General features: G+C 65.7%; 22 protein-coding genes and 1 other RNA gene. 7 read left to right on the forward strand and 16 right to left on the reverse strand.

Translation table 11 applies throughout. The annotated features are described in order from the left end of the window. Positions 1 to 39: 39 nt before the first annotated feature. The 4 genes from lon to SCA01S_RS09265 form a co-directional block, all read right to left on the reverse strand. Positions 40 to 2,451, reverse strand: coding sequence for an endopeptidase La (lon, locus tag SCA01S_RS09250; protein WP_028658138.1), 2,412 nt, complete (start codon positions 2,449 to 2,451; stop codon positions 40 to 42). A gap of 171 nt (positions 2,452 to 2,622) precedes the next feature. Next, on the reverse strand, positions 2,623 to 3,738 hold the full coding sequence (locus SCA01S_RS09255) for an MlaA family lipoprotein (protein ID WP_062785046.1): 1,116 nt from the start codon (positions 3,736 to 3,738) through the stop codon (positions 2,623 to 2,625). A gap of 102 nt (positions 3,739 to 3,840) precedes the next feature. Continuing rightward, on the reverse strand, positions 3,841 to 4,176 hold the full coding sequence (locus SCA01S_RS09260; RefSeq protein WP_062785048.1) for a YbaB/EbfC family nucleoid-associated protein: 336 nt from the start codon (positions 4,174 to 4,176) through the stop codon (positions 3,841 to 3,843). Further along, positions 4,173 to 6,056, reverse strand: coding sequence for a DNA polymerase III subunit gamma/tau (locus tag SCA01S_RS09265; protein WP_062785050.1), 1,884 nt, complete (start codon positions 6,054 to 6,056; stop codon positions 4,173 to 4,175). Before SCA01S_RS09265 ends, SCA01S_RS09260 begins: the two co-directional genes overlap by 4 nt. Before the next feature lie 98 nt (positions 6,057 to 6,154). On the opposite strand from SCA01S_RS09265, the gene SCA01S_RS09270 reads away from it, so the two are divergent. Further along, the gene (locus tag SCA01S_RS09270) at positions 6,155 to 6,649 is read left to right on the forward strand and encodes a DUF4188 domain-containing protein (protein WP_062785052.1); all 495 of its coding nucleotides are present in this window, start codon (positions 6,155 to 6,157) and stop codon (positions 6,647 to 6,649) included. A gap of 37 nt (positions 6,650 to 6,686) precedes the next feature. Here SCA01S_RS09270 and ffs read toward each other — a convergent pair. From ffs to wrbA, 9 genes are all read right to left on the reverse strand, one after another. Continuing rightward, an RNA gene (gene ffs, locus SCA01S_RS09275) (signal recognition particle sRNA small type) lies at positions 6,687 to 6,781 on the reverse strand. Positions 6,782 to 6,831: 50 nt separating this feature from the next. Further along, positions 6,832 to 7,110 carry an ETC complex I subunit gene (locus SCA01S_RS09280; RefSeq protein WP_022677337.1) on the reverse strand — a complete coding sequence of 93 codons (279 nt, stop codon included), beginning with the start codon at positions 7,108 to 7,110 and terminating at the stop codon, positions 6,832 to 6,834. 60 nt (positions 7,111 to 7,170) lie between these two features. Then, positions 7,171 to 7,635 carry a low molecular weight protein-tyrosine-phosphatase gene (locus SCA01S_RS09285; protein ID WP_028658140.1) on the reverse strand — a complete coding sequence of 155 codons (465 nt, stop codon included), beginning with the start codon at positions 7,633 to 7,635 and terminating at the stop codon, positions 7,171 to 7,173. A gap of 172 nt (positions 7,636 to 7,807) precedes the next feature. Next, entirely contained in the window at positions 7,808 to 8,932 is a 1,125-nt protein-coding gene (locus SCA01S_RS09290) for a glycerophosphodiester phosphodiesterase family protein (RefSeq protein WP_245652504.1), read from the reverse strand. Between the two features lie 132 nt (positions 8,933 to 9,064). Next, a complete protein-coding gene (locus SCA01S_RS09295) occupies positions 9,065 to 9,502 on the reverse strand; it encodes a DUF2059 domain-containing protein (RefSeq protein ID WP_167542884.1) in 438 nt (145 codons plus the stop codon). A 371-nt stretch (positions 9,503 to 9,873) separates the two neighbouring features. Further along, on the reverse strand, positions 9,874 to 10,785 hold the full coding sequence (locus SCA01S_RS09300; protein ID WP_062785056.1) for a carbon-nitrogen hydrolase family protein: 912 nt from the start codon (positions 10,783 to 10,785) through the stop codon (positions 9,874 to 9,876). 11 nt (positions 10,786 to 10,796) lie between these two features. Further along, positions 10,797 to 11,387, reverse strand: coding sequence for a GNAT family N-acetyltransferase (locus SCA01S_RS09305; protein ID WP_062785058.1), 591 nt, complete (start codon positions 11,385 to 11,387; stop codon positions 10,797 to 10,799). Next, positions 11,384 to 11,797 carry a ketosteroid isomerase-related protein gene (locus SCA01S_RS09310; RefSeq protein WP_062785060.1) on the reverse strand — a complete coding sequence of 138 codons (414 nt, stop codon included), beginning with the start codon at positions 11,795 to 11,797 and terminating at the stop codon, positions 11,384 to 11,386. Before SCA01S_RS09310 ends, SCA01S_RS09305 begins: the two co-directional genes overlap by 4 nt. Positions 11,798 to 11,969: 172 nt before the next feature. Beyond that, positions 11,970 to 12,569, reverse strand: coding sequence for an NAD(P)H:quinone oxidoreductase (gene wrbA, locus SCA01S_RS09315; protein ID WP_022677344.1), 600 nt, complete (start codon positions 12,567 to 12,569; stop codon positions 11,970 to 11,972). 324 nt (positions 12,570 to 12,893) lie between these two features. Here wrbA and purC point away from each other — a divergent pair, with 324 nt between their 5' ends. The 4 genes from purC (at position 12,894) to purQ (ending at position 17,727) form a co-directional block, all read left to right on the forward strand. Then, positions 12,894 to 13,676: a phosphoribosylaminoimidazolesuccinocarboxamide synthase gene (gene purC / locus SCA01S_RS09320; RefSeq protein WP_022677345.1), complete on the forward strand. Its 783-nt coding sequence runs from the start codon at positions 12,894 to 12,896 to the stop codon at positions 13,674 to 13,676. 136 nt (positions 13,677 to 13,812) lie between these two features. Further along, on the forward strand, positions 13,813 to 16,692 hold the full coding sequence (locus SCA01S_RS09325) for a M16 family metallopeptidase (protein WP_062785062.1): 2,880 nt from the start codon (positions 13,813 to 13,815) through the stop codon (positions 16,690 to 16,692). Positions 16,693 to 16,810: 118 nt separating this feature from the next. After that, positions 16,811 to 17,047: a phosphoribosylformylglycinamidine synthase subunit PurS gene (gene purS, locus SCA01S_RS09330; protein WP_022677348.1), complete on the forward strand. Its 237-nt coding sequence runs from the start codon at positions 16,811 to 16,813 to the stop codon at positions 17,045 to 17,047. Further along, positions 17,047 to 17,727: a phosphoribosylformylglycinamidine synthase subunit PurQ gene (gene purQ, locus SCA01S_RS09335; RefSeq protein WP_062785064.1), complete on the forward strand. Its 681-nt coding sequence runs from the start codon at positions 17,047 to 17,049 to the stop codon at positions 17,725 to 17,727. The genes purS and purQ overlap by 1 nt, the downstream gene beginning before the upstream one ends. Positions 17,728 to 17,908: 181 nt before the next feature. Here the strand turns inward: purQ and glmS are convergent, their stop codons facing one another. Both glmS and glmU read right to left on the reverse strand, forming a co-directional pair. Further along, positions 17,909 to 19,732 (reverse strand): glutamine--fructose-6-phosphate transaminase (isomerizing), encoded by a 1,824-nt coding sequence (glmS, locus tag SCA01S_RS09340; protein ID WP_062785066.1) that lies wholly within the window; start codon positions 19,730 to 19,732, stop codon positions 17,909 to 17,911. A 176-nt stretch (positions 19,733 to 19,908) separates the two neighbouring features. Then, positions 19,909 to 21,291, reverse strand: a complete 1,383-nt coding sequence (gene glmU / locus SCA01S_RS09345) for a bifunctional UDP-N-acetylglucosamine diphosphorylase/glucosamine-1-phosphate N-acetyltransferase GlmU (RefSeq protein ID WP_062785068.1) — start codon at positions 21,289 to 21,291, stop codon at positions 19,909 to 19,911. Between the two features lie 61 nt (positions 21,292 to 21,352). Between glmU and SCA01S_RS09350 the strand changes: the two genes are divergently transcribed. Beyond that, a complete protein-coding gene (locus SCA01S_RS09350) occupies positions 21,353 to 22,024 on the forward strand; it encodes an HAD-IA family hydrolase (RefSeq protein ID WP_062785070.1) in 672 nt (223 codons plus the stop codon). Here the strand turns inward: SCA01S_RS09350 and SCA01S_RS09355 are convergent. After that, the gene (locus SCA01S_RS09355) at positions 21,982 to 23,025 is read right to left on the reverse strand and encodes a DNA topoisomerase IB (protein ID WP_245652505.1); all 1,044 of its coding nucleotides are present in this window, start codon (positions 23,023 to 23,025) and stop codon (positions 21,982 to 21,984) included. The genes SCA01S_RS09350 and SCA01S_RS09355 overlap by 43 nt on opposite strands. A 106-nt stretch (positions 23,026 to 23,131) precedes the next feature. Between SCA01S_RS09355 and yghU the strand changes: the two genes are divergently transcribed. Then, positions 23,132 to 23,998 carry a glutathione-dependent disulfide-bond oxidoreductase gene (yghU, locus tag SCA01S_RS09360; RefSeq protein WP_062785072.1) on the forward strand — a complete coding sequence of 289 codons (867 nt, stop codon included), beginning with the start codon at positions 23,132 to 23,134 and terminating at the stop codon, positions 23,996 to 23,998. Positions 23,999 to 24,006: the final 8 nt, after the last annotated feature.

A 24,006-nucleotide genomic window follows, 5' to 3' on the forward strand; every position in this document is an offset into this window, starting at 1 on the left:
TTGCGCGCGGCTCCCGTCAAACTACGGTAGAAACTGCGCTCAGTGCGCGGTGCGTGCCGCTGCCGGGCTGCCGCCCAGGGGGGCCGCCGCCGGCTGCGTGGCAAGGTCGTCGGCTTCGGTCCATTCGATCGCTTCCACCGGGGCAACCAGCGCGCGTGCCAGCACCTCGTCGACATGCGACACCGGCACGATCTCCAGCCCTTCGCGGATATTGGCGGGGATTTCCGCCAGATCCTTGCGGTTTTCCTCGGGGATCAGGACCGTCTTGATGCCACCGCGCAGCGCGGCGAGCAGCTTTTCCTTCAATCCCCCGATCGCCAGCACACGGCCGCGTAGCGTCACTTCCCCGGTCATCGCCACATCGGCACGCACCGGAACACCGGTCAGCGTCGAAACCATCGCGGTGACCATGCCGATGCCCGCGCTCGGCCCGTCCTTGGGCACGGCGCCTTCGGGCAGGTGGATATGCAGATCCTTGCGCTGGAAGATCGACGGCTTGATGCCATAGGCAGGGCTGCGCGCCTTGACGAAGCTGAACGCCATCTGGACGCTTTCGCTCATCACTTCGCCCAGTTTGCCGGTGGTGCGCACCGCGCCCTTGCCGGGCACCGTCACGCTTTCGATCGTCAGCAATTCGCCGCCCACTTCGGTCCAGGCGAGGCCCGTTACCGCGCCAACCTGGTTTTCCTCGTCTGACACGCCATGGCGGAATTTGCGCACACCGGCGAACTCGGCCAGGTTTTCAGGCGTGATCGTCACGCTCTTTTCCTTGCCTTCCAAAATCTTGCGCAACGACTTGCGCGCCAGCCGGGCCACTTCGCGCTCCAGCGTGCGCACGCCGGCTTCGCGGGTGTAATAGCGGATCAGATCGCGCAGCGCGTCCTGCGTCAGCGTGAACTCGCCCTTGCGCAGGCCGTGTGCTTCCACCTGCTTGCTCACCAGGTGCCGCTCGGCGATTTCGACCTTCTCATCCTCGGTATAGCCTTCGAGGCGGATGATCTCCATGCGATCGAGCAGCGGCTGCGGCAGGTTGAGGCTGTTAGCCGTGCACACGAACATCACGTCGGACAAGTCGATGTCCAGCTCCAGGTAGTGATCCTGGAACTTGGCGTTCTGTTCGGGGTCGAGCACTTCGAGCAGGGCCGAAGCGGGATCGCCCCGGAAATCCTGGCCCAGCTTGTCGATCTCATCGAGCAGGAACAGCGGGTTGGACGCACCAGCCTTGCGCAGGTTGGTGACGATCTTGCCCGGTAGCGAGCCGATGTAGGTGCGGCGGTGGCCACGGATTTCGGCCTCGTCGCGCACGCCGCCCAGCGACTGGCGGATGAACTGCCGGCCGGTGGCCTTGGCGATCGACTTGCCCAGCGAGGTCTTGCCCACGCCCGGCGGGCCAACGAGGCACAGGATCGGCCCCTTGAGCTTGTTGGTGCGCGCCTGCACGGCCAGGTATTCGACAATGCGGTCCTTGACCTTGTCCAGCGCATAGTGATCGGCATCGAGCACCGCCTGGGCGCCCGGGATATCCTTCTTGAGCTTGGAGCGCTTGCCCCACGGCAGGCCCAGCAGCACATCGAGATAGTTGCGGATCACAGTGGCTTCCGCGCTCATCGGCTGCATGGTCTTGAGCTTTTTCAGCTCCGCATTGGCCTTGGCGCGGGCTTCCTTCGACAGCTTGAGGCTGTCGATCTTGTCCTGCAGTTCCTGGATCTCGTTGGCTTCCTCGCCGTCGCCGCCACCCAGTTCCGACTGGATCGCCTTGAGCTGCTCGTTGAGGTAGTATTCGCGCTGGGTCTTTTCCATCTGGCGCTTGACGCGGCCACGGATCTTGCGCTCCACCTGGAGCACGCCCAGCTCGCCTTCCATGAAGGAAAGCACCATTTCCAGACGCTTGAGCGCGTCGCTTTCCGAAAGCACGGCCTGCTTGTCGGCCACCTTGGCCGCCAGGTTAGCAGCCACGGCATCGGCCAGCTTGCCAGCATCTTCGATATCGCCCAGCTGCTGCCCGGCATCCTGCGGCAGCTTCTTGGAAAGCTTGGCATATTCGGCGAACTGATCGACGACCGAGCGCATCATTGCCGACACTTCGGTGCCCGAGACACTGCCCGGCTCGATCGGCTCGACCTCGGCCATCAGCATGTCGCCGTGGCTGGAGCTTTCCGCGTTGAGCGTCTTGAGCTCGGCACGCTGGTTGCCTTCGACAAGGACGCGCACGGTGCCGTCGGGCAGCTTGAGCAGCTGGAGAACCGTGGCGATCACGCCGGTTTCATACAGATCATCGCGATCGGGATCGTCACAGCCGGGGTCGAGCTGGGCCAGCAGGAAGATGTCCTTGGACCCGGCCATGGCCGTTTCCAGGGCGGCAACCGACTTTTCGCGGCCGACAAACAGCGGCACGACCATACCGGGGAACACCACGATATCGCGCAAGGGCAGCAGGGGATACAAAGTCATAAGTGCAAATGTCCGTCCCACCTGCCGCACATGAACCCAAACCGGCAGGGCTTGAGGCAGATATGGGGTGCAAGGCGCCGCCCCGCAATGCCCAAGCGCCAAGACGGTTGGGGATTGCGGGTTTTCAGCCTGTTTGTGCCGAACTTGCCCTGTTGGGCAGCGGTGCGCCGATCAGGGGTTCGTGGCGGCGGGTGCTGCGGCCGGCGTAGTGGCCGGCGCGGGTGCCGGCAGCACGATCGGGGGCAGCACTTGGCCATCGGGCGCATGCGCCGGCCCGGTGGTCGCTGGCGCCGGTGCTGCAGGAGTCATCGCGGCAGGCGGCGTCTGCGCAGCGGGGGCCGGGGCGGCCTTTTCCTTGTGCTTGTGCCCCTTGAGCTCGTCGATCTGCTCCTGGCGGGCGGCGAGATAGCCTTCCTTGGCGGCGAGATAGGGATCGCCAGCCTTGCGCATCGCCTGGATGCGGCGGTCATCGTCGAGACGATCGTTGAGCGAACGCACCACGAAACTGCCGGTGACATAGGCCGGGCTGCGCAGCGGGCCACCCACAATCGCCGGCAGGAACGCACGATCGAGGCCCAGGCCGATCACGTCGCGCAGGGTGGTGGGCCCAACCAGCGGGACGAACAGGAACGGCCCTGGCCCCACGCCATAATAGGCGAGGGTATAGCCAAAGCCGTTGCGGCGATAAGGCAGCTTGAACGGCTTGGCGACGGCGACATCGAGCAGGCCGCCCACGCCGATAGTGGAATTGATGGCGAACCGGCCCAGCGTTTCGGCGGCCTTGCCGGGCTTCAACTGCAACAGGAAATTCAGCGCGATGACCGGCTCGGTCAGGTTGGTGAAGAAATGCCGGAAACCCGTGCGAATGGGCGCCGGCACGATCGAGCCATAGGCCTTGGCAGCCGGCCCGATTACCGCGCGGTCAACCGCCTGGGTGGCGGCAAAGGTCACCTTGTTGAGGGCGATGACCGGGTCGCCAGGCGGCGGGCCGCGCCGCGCGTTGACGACAATGGCGCCTTCGTCAGCGGGCTGCGTCTCGGCAGCCGTATCGTTGGCGGCAACCGGCGTGACCGTGGGCAGCACGATGACGGGCAGGATCTGGCCATCGGGTGCGCGGGCGGGCGCTTGTTCGGGGGCAGAAGGTACGGCCGACGCGGTCGCAGGAGCGGCAGGCGCGGTCACGGCAGGGGCAGATGCGGCAGGGCTGCCCGCAACCGGCTGCGGCGGCGCGCCATCATCTATCGGCGTGGTCCCGGCCAACGCAGCGGCAAGCAATACGATCATCATGTCCCCGTAGTCGGTCTCACCATGACTGGGCGCTGAACGAAAGATCGATCAGGCGCGCAGCCATGGGAAAACAACGGTAATCTTGAAAGGTTGCGCCGCCGCTCAGAACGGCAGCTTGAAGCCCGGCGGAATACCCGCCGCCATCTGCACCTTCTGCATTTCTTCGGCCGCAGCGGCATCGGCCTTGGCCCGCGCATCGTTGAACGCGGCTGCCACCAGGTCTTCGAGAATGCCCTTGTCGGCCGGAACCAGCAGGCTGTCATCGATCGCCACGCCGATCACGCGGCCCTTGGCCGAAGCCTTGATGGTGACCAGGCCACCGCCGGCAGCGCCCTCCACCTCGATCGCGTCGAGGCGGCCTTGGGCATCCTCCATCTGCTTCTGGATGGTTTCGGCGGCCTTCTGTGCCGCCTGGATCATTTCTTCCATGGACTTCATGCTTGTCTGCTCCGCGCAGGCGACCACGGCCGGCGTTCAGCCGTGGCGGGGTTGGATTCGTCGAGAATTTCAGCGCCGGGAAAGGCTTCAAGCGCAGCGCGCACAAGCGGATCGGCGCGCATCGCCGCTTCGGCCTCGGCCTCAAGCGCAGCCTTGGCTTCCACCAGGCTGGGTTGCGCGCCCTGGGCCGCTTCGCCATCGAGCCGTTCCACCAGCCAAGCCTGGCCGGTGATGTTCTGCAGCGCTTTCTTGATGTCGGGCGTGGGATCGCCCGGCAGGCCCGGCGCCAGCTGATAGCGCAGCGTGCCCATGCGCAATTCGATCAGGCGGACCGACAGGCGCATGGTGGCGCCGGTGAGCGGCGAGACCTCTTCCACCTGCTCCACCAAGGCTTGCCAATCCATGGCGATACCCGTGGCGGGCGCTGACGGCATCGCTGCAGCCGGGGCGCCATCGGACGTGGGCTGCGCGGCCATGCTCGCGGCCAGGGCAGGCCCTTGCGCCAGCATTTCTTCCAGCTTGCGCACCAGGCCGCCGGGATCGGGCATGTCGGCCGCGTGCAGCACGCGCAGCAGGGCCATCTGCGCCGCCACCAGCGGATCGGGCGCGGTCTTCACCTCGTCATGGCCCTTGAGCAGCAGTTGCCACAGGCGGTGCAACTGCCCGGGCGCCAGATCGCCGGCCCAGCCCTGCAGCGCCGCGGCCTCTTCGGCCGAGCGGGCCTCACCCTCAGGGCCGCTGATCTGGGTGACGGTGACCTTGTGGACCAGATCAAGCTGCGCGCGCAGCATGGCCACCGGCTCGATCCCCAAGGAATATTGATGTGCCACTTCGGCCAGCAGCGCGGCGCCATCGCCCTTGAGCATGGCGGCAAACAGGCGGCGTTGCAGCGTCTTGTCGGCCAGGCCGAGCATGTCCTGCACTTGCGCGGCCGAAACCGTGATCACCGAGCCATCGCCGCTGCCCGCCAGATCGGCATGGCTGATCGCCTGATCGAGGATCGAAAGCCCGTCGCGCGCCGAGCCTTCGGCGGCGGCGGCGACCATGGCCAGGGCCTCGGCCTCGGCCTCGACCCCTTCGGCCTTGCAGACGTGGCCGAAATGATCGGCGAGCAGCGCGGTCGGGATGCGCCGCAGGTCGAACCGCTGGCAGCGCGAGAGCACTGTGACCGGCAGCTTGTCCACCTCGGTCGTGGCGAACAGGAACTTCACATGCGCCGGCGGTTCTTCCAGCGTCTTGAGCAGCGCGTTGAACGCGTTGCGCGAGAGCATGTGCACTTCGTCGATGATGTAGATCTTGTAGCGGGCCGAGACGGCGGCATAGCGCACCGCCTCGATGATCTCGCGCACGTCGTCCACGCCGGTGTGGCTGGCGGCGTCCATCTCGATCACGTCGATATGGCGGCCTTCGGCAATGGCCTGGCACGGTTCGCACTGGCCGCACGGGTCGATCGTCGGGCCGCCCTGCCCGTCCGGGCCGATGCAGTTGAGCGCCTTGGCGATAAGGCGCGCGGTGCTGGTCTTGCCCACCCCGCGCACGCCGGTCATCAAGAAGGCATGGGCCAGCCGGTCACGCCGGATCGCGTTGGCCAGGGTTTGCACCATGGCTTCCTGGCCGATCAGCGCGGAAAAGGTCTGCGGGCGATACTTGCGCGCCAGCACGCGATAGGGCTGTGCCGGGGCAGCGGCCGGTGCCGGCTTAGCGGCAGGCGCTGGCACAGGCTGGGGCGCAACGGGCGCAGGCTTGGCCACGGGCGCGGGATCGCCGAACATCGCGCCCTGTCCAGCCGCTTCGAGTTCGGCCGCGCTGGGCGCAGCCTCGTGCGGCGGGGCATCGGGGGTTTCGGGTTCGTGCCCAAACATGTCGGTTGAATCGGCCATCGCGCCCCTAGGTAGGCGCAAAGGCTGCAAATGTCGAACGGAGGCAAGGCGGTTTCCCGCAAGCTTGCGCCGCGATTTTGATTTGATACCAATTTGCCATGCCCACGATCCTGCCCGGCCGCCGCACCGCCAAGACCACCACGCCGCTGGTCGTGTTCCTGATCGGCATGCGCATCAACCGCTTCCGCGCCGTGCGCGAATGGCTGCCCGTGTCGCGCGCCATGGGGCCGATGCTGGCCGAGCTTTCCGCTGCGCCCGACAGCGGCTTTCTGGGGTATGAGCCCATGCTGCGCGGGCTGCGCACGATCATGCTGGTGCAATACTGGCGCGATTTCGACAGCCTGGAAGCCTATGCCCGCAGCCGCGACCACACGCATTGGCCAGCCTGGGTCGCGTTCAACAAGGCAGCGCGCCAGCAACGCGGCGGCGTGGGCATTTTTCACGAAACCTATGCCGTGCCAGCCGGCGGCAGCGAAACCATCTATGTGGATATGCCCGCCTTCGGGCTGGGCAAGGCGATGGGCCTGGTGCCGGCGACGGAAGGGCGCGAGGCGGCGCGCGAGCGGATGAAGGCATCCGGGCAGCAGACCTGATCCGATCGACCAGGCGGCGGCGCGTTACAATGTGGGCTAAGAAGGAGCCGGGCGACCCGCCGCAATCCGTTGTGGCTGCTTCCTTCCGGACCTGACCAGGTTGGCGAACGCAAACGTCCGCCCGACTCCCGGCCCGCCCTATGGCGCCGGCGCGCGCCGATTGCAAGCGCCGGCTTGATCAATCAGCGGAAATTGTCAGCGTAGCTTTGCAGCTTGAGCCGGCGCGGCGGCGTGGGCGTGACATGCACGGCAATGCCATACTTGTCGGCATAGGCGCGGGCGTCTGCCTCGGTCTCGAACGTAAGGATGACTTGCTGCTGGGTATCGCCGGAACCGGCCCAACCCATCAAGGGATCGGGGCGCTTGGCCTCGGCCGGGGCGAATTCCAGGAGCCAGTCGGCAGTCCGGGCCTTGCCGGACTGCATGGCATTCTTCGGGCGCTGATAGATGCGTGCAGGCATGGGCGGTGCTTTCGTGCGTTTCGCGGCGCAAATCAAGAGGGATAAGGGAACTACCAGAACCTAGCGCAACATGCGCGCCACCAGGCGGCGGGCTGCTTCGCTTACGTCATCCCAGGCTTCGAGAAAATCCTGCTCGTCGCCGTAATAGGGATCGATCACCGCCTGCCCTTCCCGGCCCGGCACCAAATCCATCAACAGGCCCATCCGCGCCAGGGTGCGGCGCGGGGCCATGCGCCGCAGATCCTGCAGGTTCTGCGAATCGAGCGCATAGATCTGGCCAAAGCGGGTGAAATCGGCCTCAGTCACCTGGCGGGCACGATAGCGGGAAATGTCGATGCCGTGTTGCAAGGCCACCGCCTGCGCACGCGGATCGGGCGGATTGCCAGCGTGCCAGCCGCCAGTTCCGGCCGAATCGATGGTCACGGCCAGCCCCGCCTTGACGGCTTCGGCCCGGAACGCAGCCTCGGCCAACGGCGAGCGGCAGATATTGCCCAGGCAAACAAACAGCACGGCTGGCTGGCTCACCGCATTCCCTTCCACATGAACCCTGCGCAGGCATGTGGTGAGCCGGGCGCACGCACCGCATCCGGCGCGCGGCCTGGCGATGCCCGTCGCAGCGCAATAAAATACGCTGCAATGCAAAAAGTCCAGCGCCAAGCCGCAGGAAATTGCAGACGGGCGGATTTGCCCTGGATGATCAGACCCCGTCGACCGCGCGACGGCCCAGCGCAGGATCATCGGTGAAGAACCCGTCCAGCCCGGCGGCAAGATAGGCGCGGATTTCTGCAACACTGCCGCTTTCGCAGCGCAGCGCGGCGCCGCATTGGCGCAGGCTGGCGGGCAGGAATTGCGGTTCTGGCCGGAAGGTATAGGCACCCACCAGCAGCCCGGCACGGTGCGCATCGGCGATGATCGGCTGCGGCGGCGCGAGGTGTCCGTCTGCCGTTTCAGGCATCACGGTGCGGCTCCATGGCGCGATCCAATCGGCATAGCCGGCCACGTCAGCCAGGCCACTGGCCGACAGCATCGCGCCATAGGTGAGCGTGCCGCCGCTGGCGATGGCGTCTCCGGTGCGCTTTTCGGGCTCATCAGCCAGTTGCATCAGCGCGATGTTGCGCCACGGTGCCAGCATACCGCGCAGCCGCTTGAGATTGGCCACTTCGAACGACTGCACGATGACCGGGGCCTGTTGCAGCCAGGCATGGGCGCGAATGGCCGCCAGCAGCTTGGCCTCCATATCGTGGCCCAGGCTGTGGAAATAGCTGGAATGCTTGATTTCGGGGATGATCCCCAGCGGCCGCTGGCGCCCGCGCGCGGCCTTGGCGGCAAAGGCCACGATCTCGTCAAACGTCAGCACCGGAAACCGCCCGTCGAACGCCATGCTCTCAGGACGCAGCGTGCCCAGCCGCTCCTTGGCGCGCAGGGTCTTGAGTTCGGCCAGGGTAAAGTCTTCGACGAACCAGCCTTCCTGCCGCTCGCCATCGATGACCTTGGTGGTCTTGCGCGCGGCAAATTCCGGGTGGGCGGCCACGTCCGTGGTGTCCACGATATTGGGTTCATGGCGCGACACCAGCACGCCATCGCGGGTGGGGACCAGATCAGGCTCGATGAAATCGGCACCATCGGCCACTGCGCGCTGATAGGATGCCAGCGTATGTTCGGGCCGGTGCGCGCAGGCGCCGCGATGCCCCAGCACCAGGGGATGGGCCGGCCGGGCGTGGCGGCCATGGCCCTTGGCCAAGGTGCCGGCCAGGGCACGGGCGCCGGGCAGCATGGCCGCGCCGGCCCCCATGGCCAGGATCGAACGGCGCGAAACAGTCATGGGGTTCATCCTTGTGCCAATGCCATGGGCGCCCTGGACAGGCTTTGCGACAGGATCATGACCATGCCGGGCGGACAGGTCCAGAGGCCCCGGATGGGGCCCCAGGTTTCTCTTTGCCGTCAATAACGAGACTCAGTGATTTTTTGGCTGGTGCGCACGGATATACGCCTGGCCAGCGGATTTAGCAGCAGCGTCTATTTGAGGCTCGGCAGCTTCCAGGGCATGATTGACCGCCATGCGCATGTCGTTGGTTTGCTGGGGCCTCAACGCTCCCATTTTTTGCCCTGCCGATGACTGCGAAAAAGCCGCAAACTCAGCAAGATCAGCAGAACTAAGGATTTTTCGGACATCGTCGCCCATTACAACCGCAGGAGTGGCCGTCACCAGTTTCCGGCCAACTGGGCCAGAGTAAAATGTGATTGCGGCTTGAAGCTCCGCCGGCGACATCTTGGCAGCATAGGATGCGGCAGCGTTGCTCTCCAACGATGGAATAAGGGCTGTAAGCACTTGGTCCAGCTTCATGGACACTGCGTTGACGATTGTTTCGAGCAGGCCGGGCGTACGCTGCATGGCCGCTTGCACCTGAGGGTTTCGGAGCATGGATGCGCGGAAGTTTGTCGCATAAGTCGTTGCAGTGTCTCGCCGGATCATTTCGGCTGGAAATGTCAGGGCGACCAACCGCGAAGCGAGCGGGTTGGGACTCGAGTCCCCGGCCGTCGCAGCAACAGCCTGCCAAGATGGCACCGCCATCAAGCAAGAACCAACCAAAGCAAGAGCCAACGAAGTCTTCACTGCCACCCCCAAACTTAACGCACAACACTGCCTAACTTGATCAGGTTAAGGGAAAACTTCTGGATGGCGGATTGCGCAAGGGGCAGCGTTGCTAAACCGATATCGGCGTCATTTTGGCGTAACCAGCCATGGGAACTTCTCCACGCCACTCAGCGCAGCGAAACCACTTCTACCGGCGGCAAGGGCGCGGCCCCGGGCTGTTCGGCCCAGTGTCGCACCAGCAGCACGCCGCCGTCGGCACGCAGGGCATCGACATCGGCCGTGTCGATCGTGGCGAAGACCCACTGACCAACGCCTTCCTCACCCAGCGCCAGCACGCCATCGGCCGGCATGCCGCCACCGGCTGGCGCGGCATCGGGCGGGCCATAGACCCCGGCCGCGCCCCGGTTCACGTCGACTGCCGGAGACCAGGCGGCCTCGCCCACGGTGGGTGACTGGATGGCATAGCATTGCCCCTCCAGCGCGCGGGCCTGGCTGCCCAGGCGCACGCGCCAATAGCCGTGGAGCGTATCGGTGCAGCTTGGCACCAGCAGAACCTGTGCGCCCGCTTCCACTGCCGCGCGCGCCAGCAGCGGAAATTCGCTGTCATAGCAGATCACTACCGCCAGCCGGCCCAGCGCGGTATCGAACAGGTTCAGGCCATTGCCGCCGCTGATGAACCATTCCTCGCGCTCGAAGCGGGTCATGATCAGCTTGTCCTGGCTAGCCATGGCGCCGCTGGGGGCAAACAGCCGCGCGGTGTTGCGCACCTGGCCATCGGCGGTGCGACGCGGGGCGCTGGCAGCGAGGATGTGCACGCCATGGGCCTGCGCCAGCCGCGCGTGCAGCGCATCGACCTGCGGCAGCAGGGCTGAAACCGTATCGATCGAACCGGCGAGGTCGCCCATCGTTGCCGGGTTCAGGCTGGCCAGTTCCATCGCGCCATATTCGGGAAACACCAAGAGCGCCGCGCCGCCGGCCACGGCCTGTTCCACCCAGGTGGTCAGCTTGGCTTCATAGGCGGCCCAATCGGCCAGGCGGTCGATCGGATATTGCGCAGCGGCAACGGTGAAACGGGGCATGGCGTGCCTTTTTACGACAGGGACTTGAGCCAGTATTGCATCGGCTTGGCGGTCTCTTGCGCCTCGCCATGGTCTTTCCACGGCAGATCGGTCACCAGGCCCGGCACCAGGGCATAGCCGCGCGCCTGCCAGAAGGCATCGAGCGGGCGGTAGCCGGCCGGGCGGGCGGGATGATCGGCGGGACGAATCACCGCGGCAAAGCAGGCGGCCTGCGCCCCGGCGGCGCGGGCCGTATCCTCGCGATGATCGAAAAACGCGTGCCCGATGCCCTGCCCGCGATACTCGGGCAGCAGCACGCTTTCACCGAAATAGAACAGGTCTTGCGTGGCGATGCCGCGCTGTTCGAACGGGGCGCGAAAGGCCGCCTTCTGATGCCGCATCGGCGCGGCGGTGGCCGCCCCGACAATGCGCACGCCATCGAACGCAGCGACCAGCACGGCGCCGGGCGCGGCGGCATATTCGGCGAGATAGCGCGCCTCGTAAGCACGATCCCCGTCATAGAGATAGGGCCAGGCGGCAAACACGGCGATGCGCAAGGCCGCCAGATCATCCAGCGCGGCGCCCACTTCCGCGCCGCTCAGCGGGCGGACGCTGACACTCATGCGCCGACGACCTGCGCGGTCCAGTCAGCCAGGTTGTAATACATCGTCAAGCGGGTGATCTTGCCGCCTTCGATCGCCAGAAAGGCGCCGGCCGGCAGCACATAGGTTTGCCCAGCTGCCTCGGGCAGACCTTCGTCGGTGGCGAGATAGCTGCCGTGGACAACGAATTCGGCCGCGGCGCGGCTGCCGTCTTCGCTGGCCATCAGCACGATGTCTTCGAGGCGTTCCTTGTAGCAGCGCTCCATATGGCCAAGGAACGTGGCAAAGGTATCCTTGCCCACCTGGCGGCTGCCCTGGTTGATATCGTGCGCCACGTCATCGGCCAGGCACGCCAGCATGCCGTTCCAATCCCCGGCGTTGAAGGCGGCGTAATAGGTTTCAAGCAGGGCCAGCGTGGCGGCGCGCGACATGGGCGGGTCTCCGTGGAAAAGGCAGTGTCGCCACAGCGCTAGCCGATCAATCCGCCGGCTGCCACAACCCGTTTTGGCATGCTGTATTGCCCATATGCAATGAAGCGGCGCGGGAACAGGCCCGCGCCGCTTGCATCAATCAGCCTGAGGGGGGGGCAGGCCGAGAGGGCGATCAGTCGAACAGCTTGTTGGCCGTGTTGGCCACGCGGCGGCCGAGATAGCGCGCGCCGTCCAGTTCGATCTCGCTGGGCTGGCGGCTGCCGTCGCCACCGGCGATCGTGCTGGCGCCATAGGGGGTGCCGCCGTGCACGGCATCAAGCGTCAGCTGGCCCTGGAAGCCATAGTCGAGGCCGACGATGGTCATGCCGAAGTGCAGCAGGTTGGTCAGAATCGAGAACAGCGTGACTTCCTGGCCGCCGTGCTGGCTGGCGGTAGAGGTGAACGCCGCGCCGACCTTGCCATTGAGCGCGCCCTTGGCCCACAGGCCACCGGCCTGGTCGAGGAACGCGGCCATCTGCGAGCTGATGCGGCCAAAGCGGGTGCCGGTGCCGACGATGATGGCATCGTATTCGGCCAGTTCGGCAACGGTGGCGACAGGGGCCGCCTGATCAAGCTTGAAGTGGGCAGCCTGCGCCACTTCAAGCGGGGCGGTTTCGGGCACGCGCTTTACGTCGACCGTGGCGCCGGTTTCGCGGGCACCTTCGGCAATGGCGTTAGCCATGGTTTCGATGTGGCCATAGCTGGAGTAATAGAGAACCAGAACCTTGCTCATCACACATCATCCTTGGGCAGAGAGGGTAAACTTGGGTGACGCGGCCGGTGGATCATCGAGGGATCAAGCCACCGCGCCGTGCCGTCTTGCCCAGTCTTGTGCCGCACCAGCAACATTCAAGATAGGGCAATAAGATCGGATCAAATGTTCTGAAATGCCGAACGCCCGGCCAGCGTTTGCGTTTCCGTGCTTTTTCGCATATGGGCGAATGGGAATGCCCCGGCCCACACGATGCAGTCGCCACGCGGCTCCCTCGTTTGCCGGGGTTTCTTGTTTTTCCATGGGGGCGGGCCGAATCGCCCCCGCCGCGCAGGAAGAAGCCGCATGTCGCGTCGCCGCCAGATCTACGAAGGCAAGGCCAAGATCCTTTATGAAGGCCCCGAGCCGGGCACTCTCATCCAGTATTTCAAGGATGATGCCACCGCGTTCAACGCGCAGAAGCGCGGGACGATCAACGGCAAGGGCGTGATCAACAACCGCATCAGCGAGTATGTGTTCACGCGCCTGGCCCACATCGGCATTCCCACGCATTTCATCCGCCGCCTCAACATGCGCGAGCAGCTGGTGCGCCAGGTGGAAATCGTGCCGATCGAAGTGGTGGTGCGCAATGTCGCGGCCGGTTCCATTTCCAAGCGCCTGGGCATTCCCGAAGGCGAGCCGCTGCCCCACACCCTGATCGAATACTATTACAAGGACGATGCGCTGGGCGATCCGATGATCGCCGAAGAGCACATCGCCTGCTTCGGCTGGGCCAGCAACGAGGAAATGCAGGACATTTCCTCGATGGCGATCCGCGTGAACGACTTCCTGGTCGGCATGTTCGCGGCGATCAACATCCGCCTGGTGGACTTCAAGCTGGAATTCGGCCGCATCTGGGATGGCGACTATAGCCGCGTGATCCTGGCCGACGAAATCAGCCCCGACGGCTGCCGCCTGTGGGACATGGTCACCGGCGAAAAGCTGGACAAGGACCGCTTCCGCCGCGACCTGGGTGGCGAGGAAGAAGCCTATCAGGAAGTGGCACGCCGCCTTGGCCTGCTCGACAACGACGGGCCGAGCGAAGTGCTCGACCTGGGCGCGCACCGCAAGCTGCGCTCCAAGAAGTAAGCGCTGCGCCGGCGTCCATCTGGGCACAGACGATAGCAAGGGCCGGGAACCTGGTTTCCCGGCCCTTTCGCGTGGGCGCTATTCGTTACCAGATAAGTCCTTGCGGCGGCACGGCAGGAGCGGCACACCGGCGGCAATGATGCTGCCTGTCTCGTTTCGCCCGTATCGTGCCCTGCCGCTTGCCGTCGCGCTGTTGCTGGGTGCTTGTACTGGCCTGGGCCATGGGCCGGTTGCCGGCCTGCCCCAGGCTGCACCAGCGCCCACCTGGGTTTTCCAGAAGTCTGACCTGCCGCCCGATCCGCGCTTCCGCTTTGGCCAGTTGGCCAATGGCATGCGCACGATCATCGTCGCCAATGCCATGCCCAAGGGCACGGTGCAGGTGCGCCTGGACGTGGCGACCGGATCGCTCGATGAAACCGCGGCGGAACGAGGGTTTGCCCATTTCGTGGAACACATGGCGTTCAACGGCAGCACCCATGTGCCCGAGGGGGAAATGGTCCGCCTGCTGGAACGCAAGGGGCTGGCATTTGGCGCCGATACCAACGCCCAGACCAGCTTCGAGCAGACCACTTACATGCTCGACCTGCCGCGCAACGATCCCGACCTGATCGATACCGCGCTGATGCTGATGCGCGAGACGGCCAGCGAACTGACCTTTTCGCCCGGGGCGGTGAACCGCGAGCGCGGCGTGGTGCTGTCTGAACTGCGCGACGGGCAAGGCTATGCGCTGGACAATTTCCACGACCAGCTGGCGTTCTTCTATCCCAAGGCCACCTATCCCCAGCGGCTGCCAATCGGCACGGTGGCCACCATCGATGCCGCGACGGCGCAGGCGCTCAAGGATTTCTGGCACCGCCACTATGTGCCGGCCAAGACCACGCTGGTGGTGATTGGCGATGTCGATCCGGCCAAGGTGGAACAGGCGATCACCGCGCGCTTTGCCGATTGGCAGGCTGCCCCGGCACCACCCCGGCCAGGCCAGGGCAAAGTCTTGCCCGGCCAGCATGGCAAGACCGACCTGTGGACCAACCCGGCCCTGGCCGAACGCGTGACCGTTGCGCGCCACGGGCCGTGGCTCGATGAGCCCGACACCATCGCCAGCCGGCGCGAGAACCTGCTGCGCCAGATCGGCTATGGCATCATCAACCGCCGCTTCCAGACCCTGTCGCGCCAGGTCGATGCGCCGTTTCGCGGCGCCGGCTTTGGCACGGGCGACGTGTTCAAGATCGGCCGCACCACCAACCTCATCATCGATACCGTCGATGGCGGCTGGGCCAAGGGCCTGACGGCAGCAGCCAGGGTCTGGCGCGAGGCGATGGCCCAGGGCTTTACCCAGGCCGAGATCGACGAGCAGGTGGCGAACCTGCGCATTGCGATCGAGAACGCTGCCGCCGGCGAGCAGACGCGCAACAACGCCACGCTGGTCAACCTGGCGCTGTCGCTGCTGCATGACGATATGGTGCCGACCACGCCATCAAGCGGCCTCGAACGCTTCAACGCCTTTGCCCCCACGATCACGCCCGCCAGCGTGATGGCGGCGCTGCGGCGCGAAGCCGTGCCGCTGGACAAGCCGCTGATCCGGTTCCAGGGGCGCAAGGCCCCGGCCGGCGGCGCCCAGGCACTGCGCCGCGCCTGGCAGGCCGCAATGGCCGCGCCGCTGGACGCGGCCAAAGCGGCGACCGCAGCGCCATTCGGCTACACCGATTTCGGCACGCCCGGCACGGTGGTGGCCGACAGCACCGATGCCACGCTGGGCATTCGCCGCATCCGCTTTGCCAATGGCGTGATGCTCAACATCAAGCGCACCCCGCTGGAAACCGATCGCATCCACGTGCGCCTGGCGCTGGACGGAGGCGAAATGCTGGAAACCCGCGACAATCCCCTGGCGGTGGACATGGCATCGAGCGTGCCGGCCGGCGGCCTGGGCCGCTATAGCCTGGACCAGTTGCAGACCATGCTGGCCGGCCACGCCGTGGGCACCAGCTTTGCCGCCAGTGGCGATACCTTTGGCACGGGCAGCACCACGACGCCGCGCGACCTGCTGCTGCAATTGCAGGTCATGGCCGCCTACCTCACCGATCCCGGCTATCGCCCCGAGGCCGAGCAGCTGTTTCACCAGGGCATGGCCAACTATTTTGCGCAACTCAACGCCACGCCGGGCTCTGCCCTGACGGCCGCGCTGGGCGGTATCCTGTCGGGCAACGATCCGCGCTTTACCCTGCAATCGCCGCAGGCCTACCAGAAGCTGGGCTTTGCCCAGTTGAAGCCGGTGCTGGGCGATCGGCTGGCGCACGGCGCGCTGGAAATCGCGCTGGTGGGCGATGTGGACGAGGCGGCCGCGATTGCCGATGTGGCGCGCACGTTTGGCGCCCTGCCCCCGCGCGAACCAGCGTTCGGCGCCTGGACCCAGGCGCGCGAGCGCCGCTTTGCCGCCGTTCCTGGGGTGCAGGTGGTGCGCCACCATGGGCCGGCCAACCAGGCGATCGTGCGCATGATCTGGCCCACAACCGACGATCACGATCCGGTGCAGACCATGACGATGGAACTGCTGGAGCAGGTAACCGGGATCGAGGTGCTCGACACGGTGCGCGAAAAGCTGGGCAAGGCCTATTCCCCCGGGGTTTCGAGCGACATGTCCGATGTGTGGACCGGCTGGGGCACGTTTACGGTGCAGGCCTCGGTCAACGTGGCCGATGTGGCGGCGACACGGGCCGCGCTGGTCCAGACGATTAGCGATCTGGCTGCCCATCCGGTGGATGCCGATGTGCTGGAGCGCGCGCGGGCGCCGATGCTGGAGCGGCTCGACAACGCGCTCAAAGGCAATGGCGGATGGGTGGCGCTGGCCGCGCGCGCGCAATCGCGGCCCGATCGCATCGCCCGGTTCCAGGCGGCGCGTGCCCGGCTCACGACCCTCACCGCCGCCGATGTGCAGGCCGCCGCCAAGGCCTGGCTTGCCCCGGCCAAGGCCGTGACCGTGCTGGTCCTGCCCGATGGCCTGCCCGCACCGCAATCATGACCCGGCGATCGAGGAGCGCCATGCGCGCAAGACTTGCCCTTGGCGCCAGACGGGGGCATAGGCGGCGCCGAGTCCCATATCCCACGATCCGCCTGTTTAAGTGAAAGGCCAAACGCCGATGAAGGTCCGTGTCCACGTCAGCCTCAAGAACGGTGTGCTCGATCCCCAGGGTCGCGCCATCCACCATGCGCTGGAAGGGCTGGGCTTTGCCGGCGTCAAGGACGTGCGCGCCGGGCGCCTGTTCGAACTGGACGTGGCCGACGACACCAGCGACGATGCGCTGGATGATATGTGCCGCAAGCTCTTGGCCAACATGGTCATCGAAAACTATCGCATCGAAAAGGTTGCCGCCTGATGCCGTTCACCTCCGCCGTCATCACCTTCCCCGGATCGAACTGCGACCGCGACATGGCGGTGGCGATGGAAGAGGTCTGCGGCGGCACGGTACACCGTGTGTGGCACGGCGATGCCACCCTGCCCGAAGGCCTTGATTTCATCGCCGTTCCCGGCGGGTTTTCGTATGGCGACTATCTGCGCTCGGGCGCCATGGCAGCCCGTTCGCCGATCATGCAGGCCGTGGTCGAGGCCGCCGGGCGTGGCGTGCCGGTGCTGGGCGTGTGCAACGGTTTCCAGATCCTGACCGAAGCGGGCCTGCTGCCCGGCGCGCTGATGCGCAATGCCGGCATCCGCTTTGTCTGCCGCGAAGTGCCGCTCAAGGTGGAAAACAGCCAGTCGCTGTTTACCCAGCGCTATTTCAAGGACCAGGTCATCACCATTCCGGTGGCCCACCATGACGGCAACTATTTCGCCGACGCCGAAACGCTCGATCGGCTGGAAGGCGAAGGCCGCGTCGCGTTCCGCTATGCCGAGCCGGTCAACGGCTCGCAGCGCGATATTGCCGGCGTGCTCAATGCCGCGGGCAACGTGCTGGGCATGATGCCCCACCCCGAGCGCATGATCGAAGCCGCCCAGGGCGGCACCGACGGGCGCAAGCTGTTCGAAGGCGTGCTGGCTGGGTTGAACGTTTCGGCTTGATCGGGGGGGTAACATCCCCTCCCCTAACCCCTCCCGCAAGCGGGAGGGGGATTTAAGAAGGCCCTGCTTTTGCGGGGCCTTTTTTGTTGCTCCCCTTCCGCGTGCGGGAGAGGCTTTCCTCTAAACTCCCCTCCCGCATGCGGGAGGGGCTGGGGGAGGGCCTGTTAAGCCCCCCACTCCATCACTCCACCGTCACACTCTTGGCCAGGTTGCGCGGCTGGTCCACGTCGGTGCCCTTGGCCACGGCGACGTGATAGGCCAGCAGCTGCACCGGCACGGCATAGACCAGCGGCGCGATCAGCGGGTGGACCTTGGGCATCTCGATCGTGGCAAGGCAGCCCTCGCCCGCTTCGGCCAGGCCTTCCGCGTCAGAGATCAGCACGATCTTGCCGCCCCGCGCGCGCACTTCCTGCATGTTCGACACGGTCTTTTCGAACAGCGGCCCTGACGGGGCGAGCACGATCACCGGCACGGATTCGTCGATCAGCGCGATCGGCCCGTGCTTCATTTCGCCCGAGGCATAGCCCTCAGCGTGGATATAGCTGATTTCCTTGAGTTTGAGCGCGCCTTCCAGGGCCAGCGGATAGTCCGGCCCACGGCCCAGATAGAGCACGTCGCGCGCCGGCGCGATCAGCGGGGCCATCGCCGCGATTTCCTCGTCATGCGAGAGCGCAGCGTTGAGCGCGGCCGGCGTTTCGGCCAGCTGGTTGACGATCAGCGCTTCCTCTTCGCGCGACAGGCGCCCGCGCTTGACCGCCAGGTGCGCCGCCAGCGCGGCAAGCACGGCAAGCTGGCACGAGAACGCCTTGGTCGAGGCGACGCCGATTTCCGGCCCGGCATGGGTGGGCAGCAGCAGGTCCGCTTCGCGCGCCATCGAGCTGGTCGGCACGTTGACGACCACGGCGATGGTTTGCCCGGCCGCCTTGCAATGGCGCAGCGCCGCCAGGGTATCGGCGGTTTCGCCCGATTGCGAAATGAACAGTGCCAGGCCGCCGGGCTCCAGCACGGGATCGCGATAGCGGAACTCGCTCGCCACATCGATGTCCACCGGCAGGCGGGCAAACTGCTCGAACCAGTATTTCGCCACCATCCCGGCGTAATAGCTGGTGCCGCAAGCGACGATCGTGACGCGGTTGATACTCGCCAGGTCGAAATCGATCTGCGGCAGCGACACGGTCTGTTCCACCCGGCGCAGATAGGAACGCAGCGTCTGCGCCACCACGATCGGCTGCTCGAAGATTTCCTTCTGCATGAAGTGGCGATAGTTGCCCTTCTCAATGGCCGCAGCGGTTGCGCCAGAAGCGACGATCGGCCGGGTGACGGGCTGGTTGTTCACATCGAACACCTCGACGCCATCGCGGCGCACGATCACCCAATCGCCTTCTTCGAGGTACGACACCCGCTGCGTCAGCGGCGCGAGTGCCAGGGCATCGGAGCCCAAGAAGGTTTCACCATCGCCATAGCCAACCACCAGCGGCGAGCCCAGGCGCGCGCCGATCAGCAGATCGGGATGCTGGCGGAACGCAATGGCCAAGGCAAAGGCGCCGCGCAGCTGCGGCAGCACGGCCTTGACCGCCTCGGCCGGGCTCTTGCCCGCCTCCACCAGCTCCGAAACCATGTGCGCCACCACTTCGGTGTCGGTCTCGCTTTCAAACGTGCGGCCGCGCGCGATCAGCGCCTCGCGCAAGGGGCGGAAATTCTCGATGATGCCGTTATGGACCAGCGCCACTTCGCCCGTCGCATGCGGGTGCGCGTTGCTGGTGGTGGGGGCGCCGTGCGTGGCCCAGCGGGTGTGGGCAATGCCGATCAGGCCCGGCGCGGGATTGACAGCCAGTTCCTTGACCAGGTTGTTGAGCTTGCCCTCGGCGCGGCGGCGCACGAGTTGCCCGTCGAACACGGTGCACACGCCCGCGCTGTCATAGCCGCGATATTCCATGCGGCGCAGGCCATCGACCAGCCGGTCCGCGACTTCTTCCTTGCCGACGATTCCGATAATTCCGCACATGGATTGGGGCCCACACTTTCTTCAGGATTGGGAGATAACGCGAATGGCCGGCATCATGGCCGGATAATTCTTGGTATTTCGTGTCTGTCCGGCCTCTTGCGATCCGCCTGCTTTCGACCGGGTGAACCGGCAGATGAATTCGCGGACATGATCGCGGCCGGGTCAGGCAAAGGGGCCTACTTCTTGCCTTCGGCCTTTTTCTTCTTCATCGCATCGTGAAAGCGATCGGCCCAGCCCGGCTTGACCAGTTGCTCGGCCCGCACCAGGCGCAGTTCTCCATCAGACACATCGCGCGACACCGCGCTGCCCGCCGCCACGATAGCATCGGCGCCGATGCGCACCGGGGCGATCAGGGCCGAGTTGGAGCCGATGAAAGCGCGCTCGCCAATCACCGTGCGATACTTGAAATAGCCGTCATAGTTGCAGGTGATCGTGCCCGCGCCGATGTTGGCGCCGGCGCCCACGTCAGCATCGCCCAGATAGGTCAGGTGGTTGGCCTTGGCACCGGCACCCAGGCGCGCGTTCTTCACTTCCACGAAATTGCCCACGCGGCTGTTCTGCTCCAGCGTGGCGCCGGGCCGCAGGCGGGCGAACGGCCCCACCGACACCCCGCTTTCCACGGTGCAGCCTTCGAGATGGCAGAACGCGTGGATCACCACGTTGTCCGCCACGGTGACACCTGGGCCAAACACCACGTTCTGTTCCACCGTCACATCGCGACCGAGCACGGTATCATGCGAGAACCACACGGTTTCGGGCGCGACCAGGCTGGCGCCGTCGGCCATTGCCGCCAAACGGCGGCGCTGCTGCCAGCGGCCTTCGGCCTGGGCCAGTTCTGCCCGGCTGTTGATCCCGGCCACTTCGTCGGGATCGTCGGTCACCACCACGGCGCAGGTCTTGCCCGCCGCATTGGCAACGTTGACGATATCGGTGAGGTAATATTCGCCCTGGGCATTGTCGTTGCCCACTTGCGCCAGCAGCGCAAAAAGGTCGCTGCCCTTCACCGCCATGAGGCCGGAATTGCACAGCGTGCAAGCGCGCTCGGCCTCGCTCGCATCCTTGTGCTCCACCATCTTCACCACGCGGTCACCCTCGGCGATGACCCGGCCATATTGCAGGGCATCGTCAGGGCGGAAGCCGAGCACGACCACGGCCGGGGCATCGGCCGCATGCAACCGATCGAGCATGGCCTGCATCGTCTGCGCGCGCACGAACGGCACGTCACCATAGAGGATCAGCACATCGCCGTCGAAACCATCGAGCGCGCTTTGCGCCTGCTGCACGGCGTGGCCGGTGCCCAGCTGCGGTTCCTGCACCGCAATCGTGGCGCTGCCGCCCAGCGCCTTTTCCAGCTGGTCGCGACCATGGCCGGCCACCACCACCTGCCGCGCTGGCGCAAGCTGTGCCGCGCTGGCCATGAGATGCAGCAGCATCGGCCGCCCGGCAACCGGATGCAGCACCTTGTGCAGATCGCTTTTCATGCGGGTGCCCTTGCCTGCAGCAAGGATGACAAGAGCGAGAGGAGCGGTGGTCGAGGGCGACTGGGTTTGCGTGGTCATGGCTGCATCCTTGCCAGCTTATGCTTGCAGTTTCCAGAACGGGTGGGCACTGGCTTGCAACATGACCGATTTTCCATTTTCCATCGTTGGGTTCGATCTGGACGGCACCCTGTGCGATACCGCCGCTGACCTGGGCAACGCGCTCAACCGCACGCTGGAATATGCCGGGCGGCAGACCTTCCCGCTCGATGTGGTGCGCCGCTTCATCGGCGGGGGATCGGGGCAGATGCTGCGCAATGCCCTGGCCGAAAGCGGCGGCTATGACGAGGCAGAGTTCAAGCCGCTGCAGGATCGCCTGTTCACCTATTACGGCGAGGCGATCGCGGTGCATTCCCGGCTCTATCCTGGCGGGGCAGAAATGCTCGACGCACTGGCGGCGCGCGGCGTGACCGTGGCGGTGGCGACGAACAAGCGCGAGGAATTTGCGCGACAGTTGCTGGACGAACTGGGCCTTTCACCCCGCTTTGCCACGATAATCGGCGGCGATACGCTGGGCCCGGGCAAGGCCAAGCCGGCGCCCGACATGCTTGAGGAAATGATCGCGCGCTGCGGTGGCGGCCGGGCCGCGTTCGTGGGCGATACCACGTTCGACATTGGCGCGGCGCGCGCAGCTGGCCTGCCGGTCGTGGCAGTCAGTTTCGGGTTCCATGACCTGCCGCCGCCGCTCTTGGGTGCCGACGCGGTGATCGATCACTTCGATGCGCTGGTGCCAACGCTGACGGCGCTGGGCTGAGCATCGAGCAGCGCGAGCAGCCCACGCTCGTCGCGCGAGAGCCATTGCCTAGCGCGGGGCAATCGCAGCCCCGCGCGCCATTCCGCCTGATCGGGCACGAGGGCCAGCACGGCGGGATGGATGTAGCTCTTGCGGGCAATCGTGGGTGTATTGCCCAGTCGATCGGACACCTGCGCCAGCAGTTCCTTGAGCGGCGCGTTCTGTTCTGCATGGGCCAGCGCGCCAAATGCCAGAACGCTGGCATGCCAGGTGCGGAAATGCTTGGCGGTGAATTCCGCCCCGGTCACGCTGCGCAGCCAGGCGTTGATATCGGCCGAGCCGACCGGACATGGCGCGCCATCCTCGCCCAGGTACTGGAACAAGTGCTGGCCGGGCAGGTCCTGCATCCGCCGCACGAAACGCACGAGGGCGCGATCGGTCAGGCGCATGTCCCGCTCCACGCCCGACTTGGCACGAAAGCGCAGCCGCAGGCTTTGCCCGCGCAGCTCGACATGCTTCATCCGCAGTGTCGTGGCGCCAAAGCTGGCATTGGCGCGGGCATAGGCCTCGTTACCGATGCGAATCGCACCGGTGTCGAGCAGGCGGACCACCGAGGCGATGCAGCGTTCCTGGCTGAGCCCCCGGCCCGATAGCGCTGCTTCGACGCGGGCGCGGATCTTGGGCAGCAGCGCGCCGAATGCCGCGCAGCCATCAAACTTTTCCGCCTCGCGCGCGGCGCGGAAATCGGGGTGATAGCGGTATTGCTTGCGGCCGCGCGCATCGACGCCGGTCGCCAGGATATGGCCATGCGGCATCGGGCAGAACCACGCGTCGCGATAGGCCGGTGGCAGCGCCACCGCATTGAGGCGGTCGATCTCTGTCCGGTCGGCGATACGCTGCCCGGCATGATCGCGATAGCACCATCCGCGCCCCGCGCGCCGCCGCGTGATGCCCGGTGCACTATCGTCCACATAGACCAGTCGGCTCTTGCCCGATTCCTGCAAAACGGCTTTCCTGTTCAACGCTTGCCTCTCCGACAGGCCAACGCCACAACATGTCTTGCAGTTCCCCCGGCGCCTCGTCAGAATGATAGGCAACCTAACAAACTTCCGTTGCAGAGGAACGACCATGTCCGAAGAATATACGCCGCCCAAGGTCTGGACCTGGGACAAGGCCAACGGTGGTGCTTTTGCCAGCGTCAACCGCCCCACGGCCGGCCCCACCCACGACAAGGATCTGCCGGTGGGCGAGCACCCGTTCCAGCTCTATTCGCTCGGCACGCCCAATGGCCAGAAGGCCACGATCATGCTGGAAGAGCTGCTGGAAGCCGGCATTGCCGAAGCCGAATACGATGCCTGGCTGATCAAGATCTTTGAAGGTGACCAGTTTTCATCGGGCTTTGTCGATATCAACCCCAACTCCAAGATTCCCGCGCTGGTGGATCACAGCGGCGCCACCCCGTTCCGCGTGTTCGAATCCGGCGCGATCCTGATGCATCTGGCCGAAAAGTTCGGCAAGTTCCTGCCCACGCAAAACCCGCCGCGGGCGGAATGCCTGTCGTGGCTGTTCTGGCAGATCGGCTCTGCCCCGTTCATGGGCGGCGGCTTTGGCCACTTCTACAACTATGCCCCGATCAAGATCGAATATGCGATCGATCGCTATGCCATGGAAACCAAGCGCCTGTTCGACGTGGCCAACCGCCGCCTGGCGGAAAGCCGCTACCTGGGCGGCGAAGACTACACCATCGCCGACATTGCCGCCTATACCTGGATGGGCAATCTCTATCGCGGCGAAGCCTATGGCGATGCGGCCACATTCCTTTCGATGCACGAATACGAGCACGTCGGTCGCTGGGTGGGCGAGATCGACCAGCGCCCCGCCGTGCTGCGCGGGCGCCTGGTGAACAGCGCCAAGGGGATCGCCGAACGCCACAGCGCTGCCGATTTCGACAGCCTGCCGCCCGAAAAGCTCAAGGGCATCGTCAAGGGTTTCTGACCGCCCTG

The sequence above is a fragment of the Novosphingobium capsulatum NBRC 12533 genome (genome assembly GCF_001598375.1).
In the GTDB taxonomy this organism is placed as follows: domain Bacteria; phylum Pseudomonadota; class Alphaproteobacteria; order Sphingomonadales; family Sphingomonadaceae; genus Novosphingobium; species Novosphingobium capsulatum.

Bases quoted from the DNA above. Each gene is read 5' to 3' on its own strand.
- SCA01S_RS09325 (WP_062785062.1), top strand. From the start codon at position 13,813: ATGATGCTGCCTGTCTCGTTTCGCCCGTATCGTGCCCTGCCGCTTGCC.
- glmU (WP_062785068.1), bottom strand. From the start codon at position 21,291: ATGACCACGCAAACCCAGTCGCCCTCGACCACCGCTCCTCTCGCTCTT.
- SCA01S_RS09265 (WP_062785050.1), bottom strand. From the start codon at position 6,056: ATGGCCGATTCAACCGACATGTTTGGGCACGAACCCGAAACCCCCGAT.
- glmS (WP_062785066.1), bottom strand. From the start codon at position 19,732: ATGTGCGGAATTATCGGAATCGTCGGCAAGGAAGAAGTCGCGGACCGG.
- SCA01S_RS09270 (WP_062785052.1), top strand. From the start codon at position 6,155: ATGCCCACGATCCTGCCCGGCCGCCGCACCGCCAAGACCACCACGCCG.
- wrbA (WP_022677344.1), bottom strand. From the start codon at position 12,569: ATGAGCAAGGTTCTGGTTCTCTATTACTCCAGCTATGGCCACATCGAA.
- SCA01S_RS09350 (WP_062785070.1), top strand. From the start codon at position 21,353: ATGACCGATTTTCCATTTTCCATCGTTGGGTTCGATCTGGACGGCACC.
- SCA01S_RS09290 (WP_245652504.1), bottom strand. From the start codon at position 8,932: ATGACTGTTTCGCGCCGTTCGATCCTGGCCATGGGGGCCGGCGCGGCC.
- lon (WP_028658138.1), bottom strand. From the start codon at position 2,451: ATGACTTTGTATCCCCTGCTGCCCTTGCGCGATATCGTGGTGTTCCCC.
- purQ (WP_062785064.1), top strand. From the start codon at position 17,047: ATGCCGTTCACCTCCGCCGTCATCACCTTCCCCGGATCGAACTGCGAC.
- SCA01S_RS09310 (WP_062785060.1), bottom strand. From the start codon at position 11,797: ATGTCGCGCGCCGCCACGCTGGCCCTGCTTGAAACCTATTACGCCGCC.
- SCA01S_RS09255 (WP_062785046.1), bottom strand. From the start codon at position 3,738: ATGATGATCGTATTGCTTGCCGCTGCGTTGGCCGGGACCACGCCGATA.
- SCA01S_RS09300 (WP_062785056.1), bottom strand. From the start codon at position 10,785: ATGCCCCGTTTCACCGTTGCCGCTGCGCAATATCCGATCGACCGCCTG.
- SCA01S_RS09260 (WP_062785048.1), bottom strand. From the start codon at position 4,176: ATGAAGTCCATGGAAGAAATGATCCAGGCGGCACAGAAGGCCGCCGAA.
- purS (WP_022677348.1), top strand. From the start codon at position 16,811: ATGAAGGTCCGTGTCCACGTCAGCCTCAAGAACGGTGTGCTCGATCCC.
- SCA01S_RS09280 (WP_022677337.1), bottom strand. From the start codon at position 7,110: ATGCCTGCACGCATCTATCAGCGCCCGAAGAATGCCATGCAGTCCGGC.
- yghU (WP_062785072.1), top strand. From the start codon at position 23,132: ATGTCCGAAGAATATACGCCGCCCAAGGTCTGGACCTGGGACAAGGCC.
- SCA01S_RS09295 (WP_167542884.1), bottom strand. From the start codon at position 9,502: ATGCAGCGTACGCCCGGCCTGCTCGAAACAATCGTCAACGCAGTGTCC.
- SCA01S_RS09305 (WP_062785058.1), bottom strand. From the start codon at position 11,387: ATGAGTGTCAGCGTCCGCCCGCTGAGCGGCGCGGAAGTGGGCGCCGCG.
- purC (WP_022677345.1), top strand. From the start codon at position 12,894: ATGTCGCGTCGCCGCCAGATCTACGAAGGCAAGGCCAAGATCCTTTAT.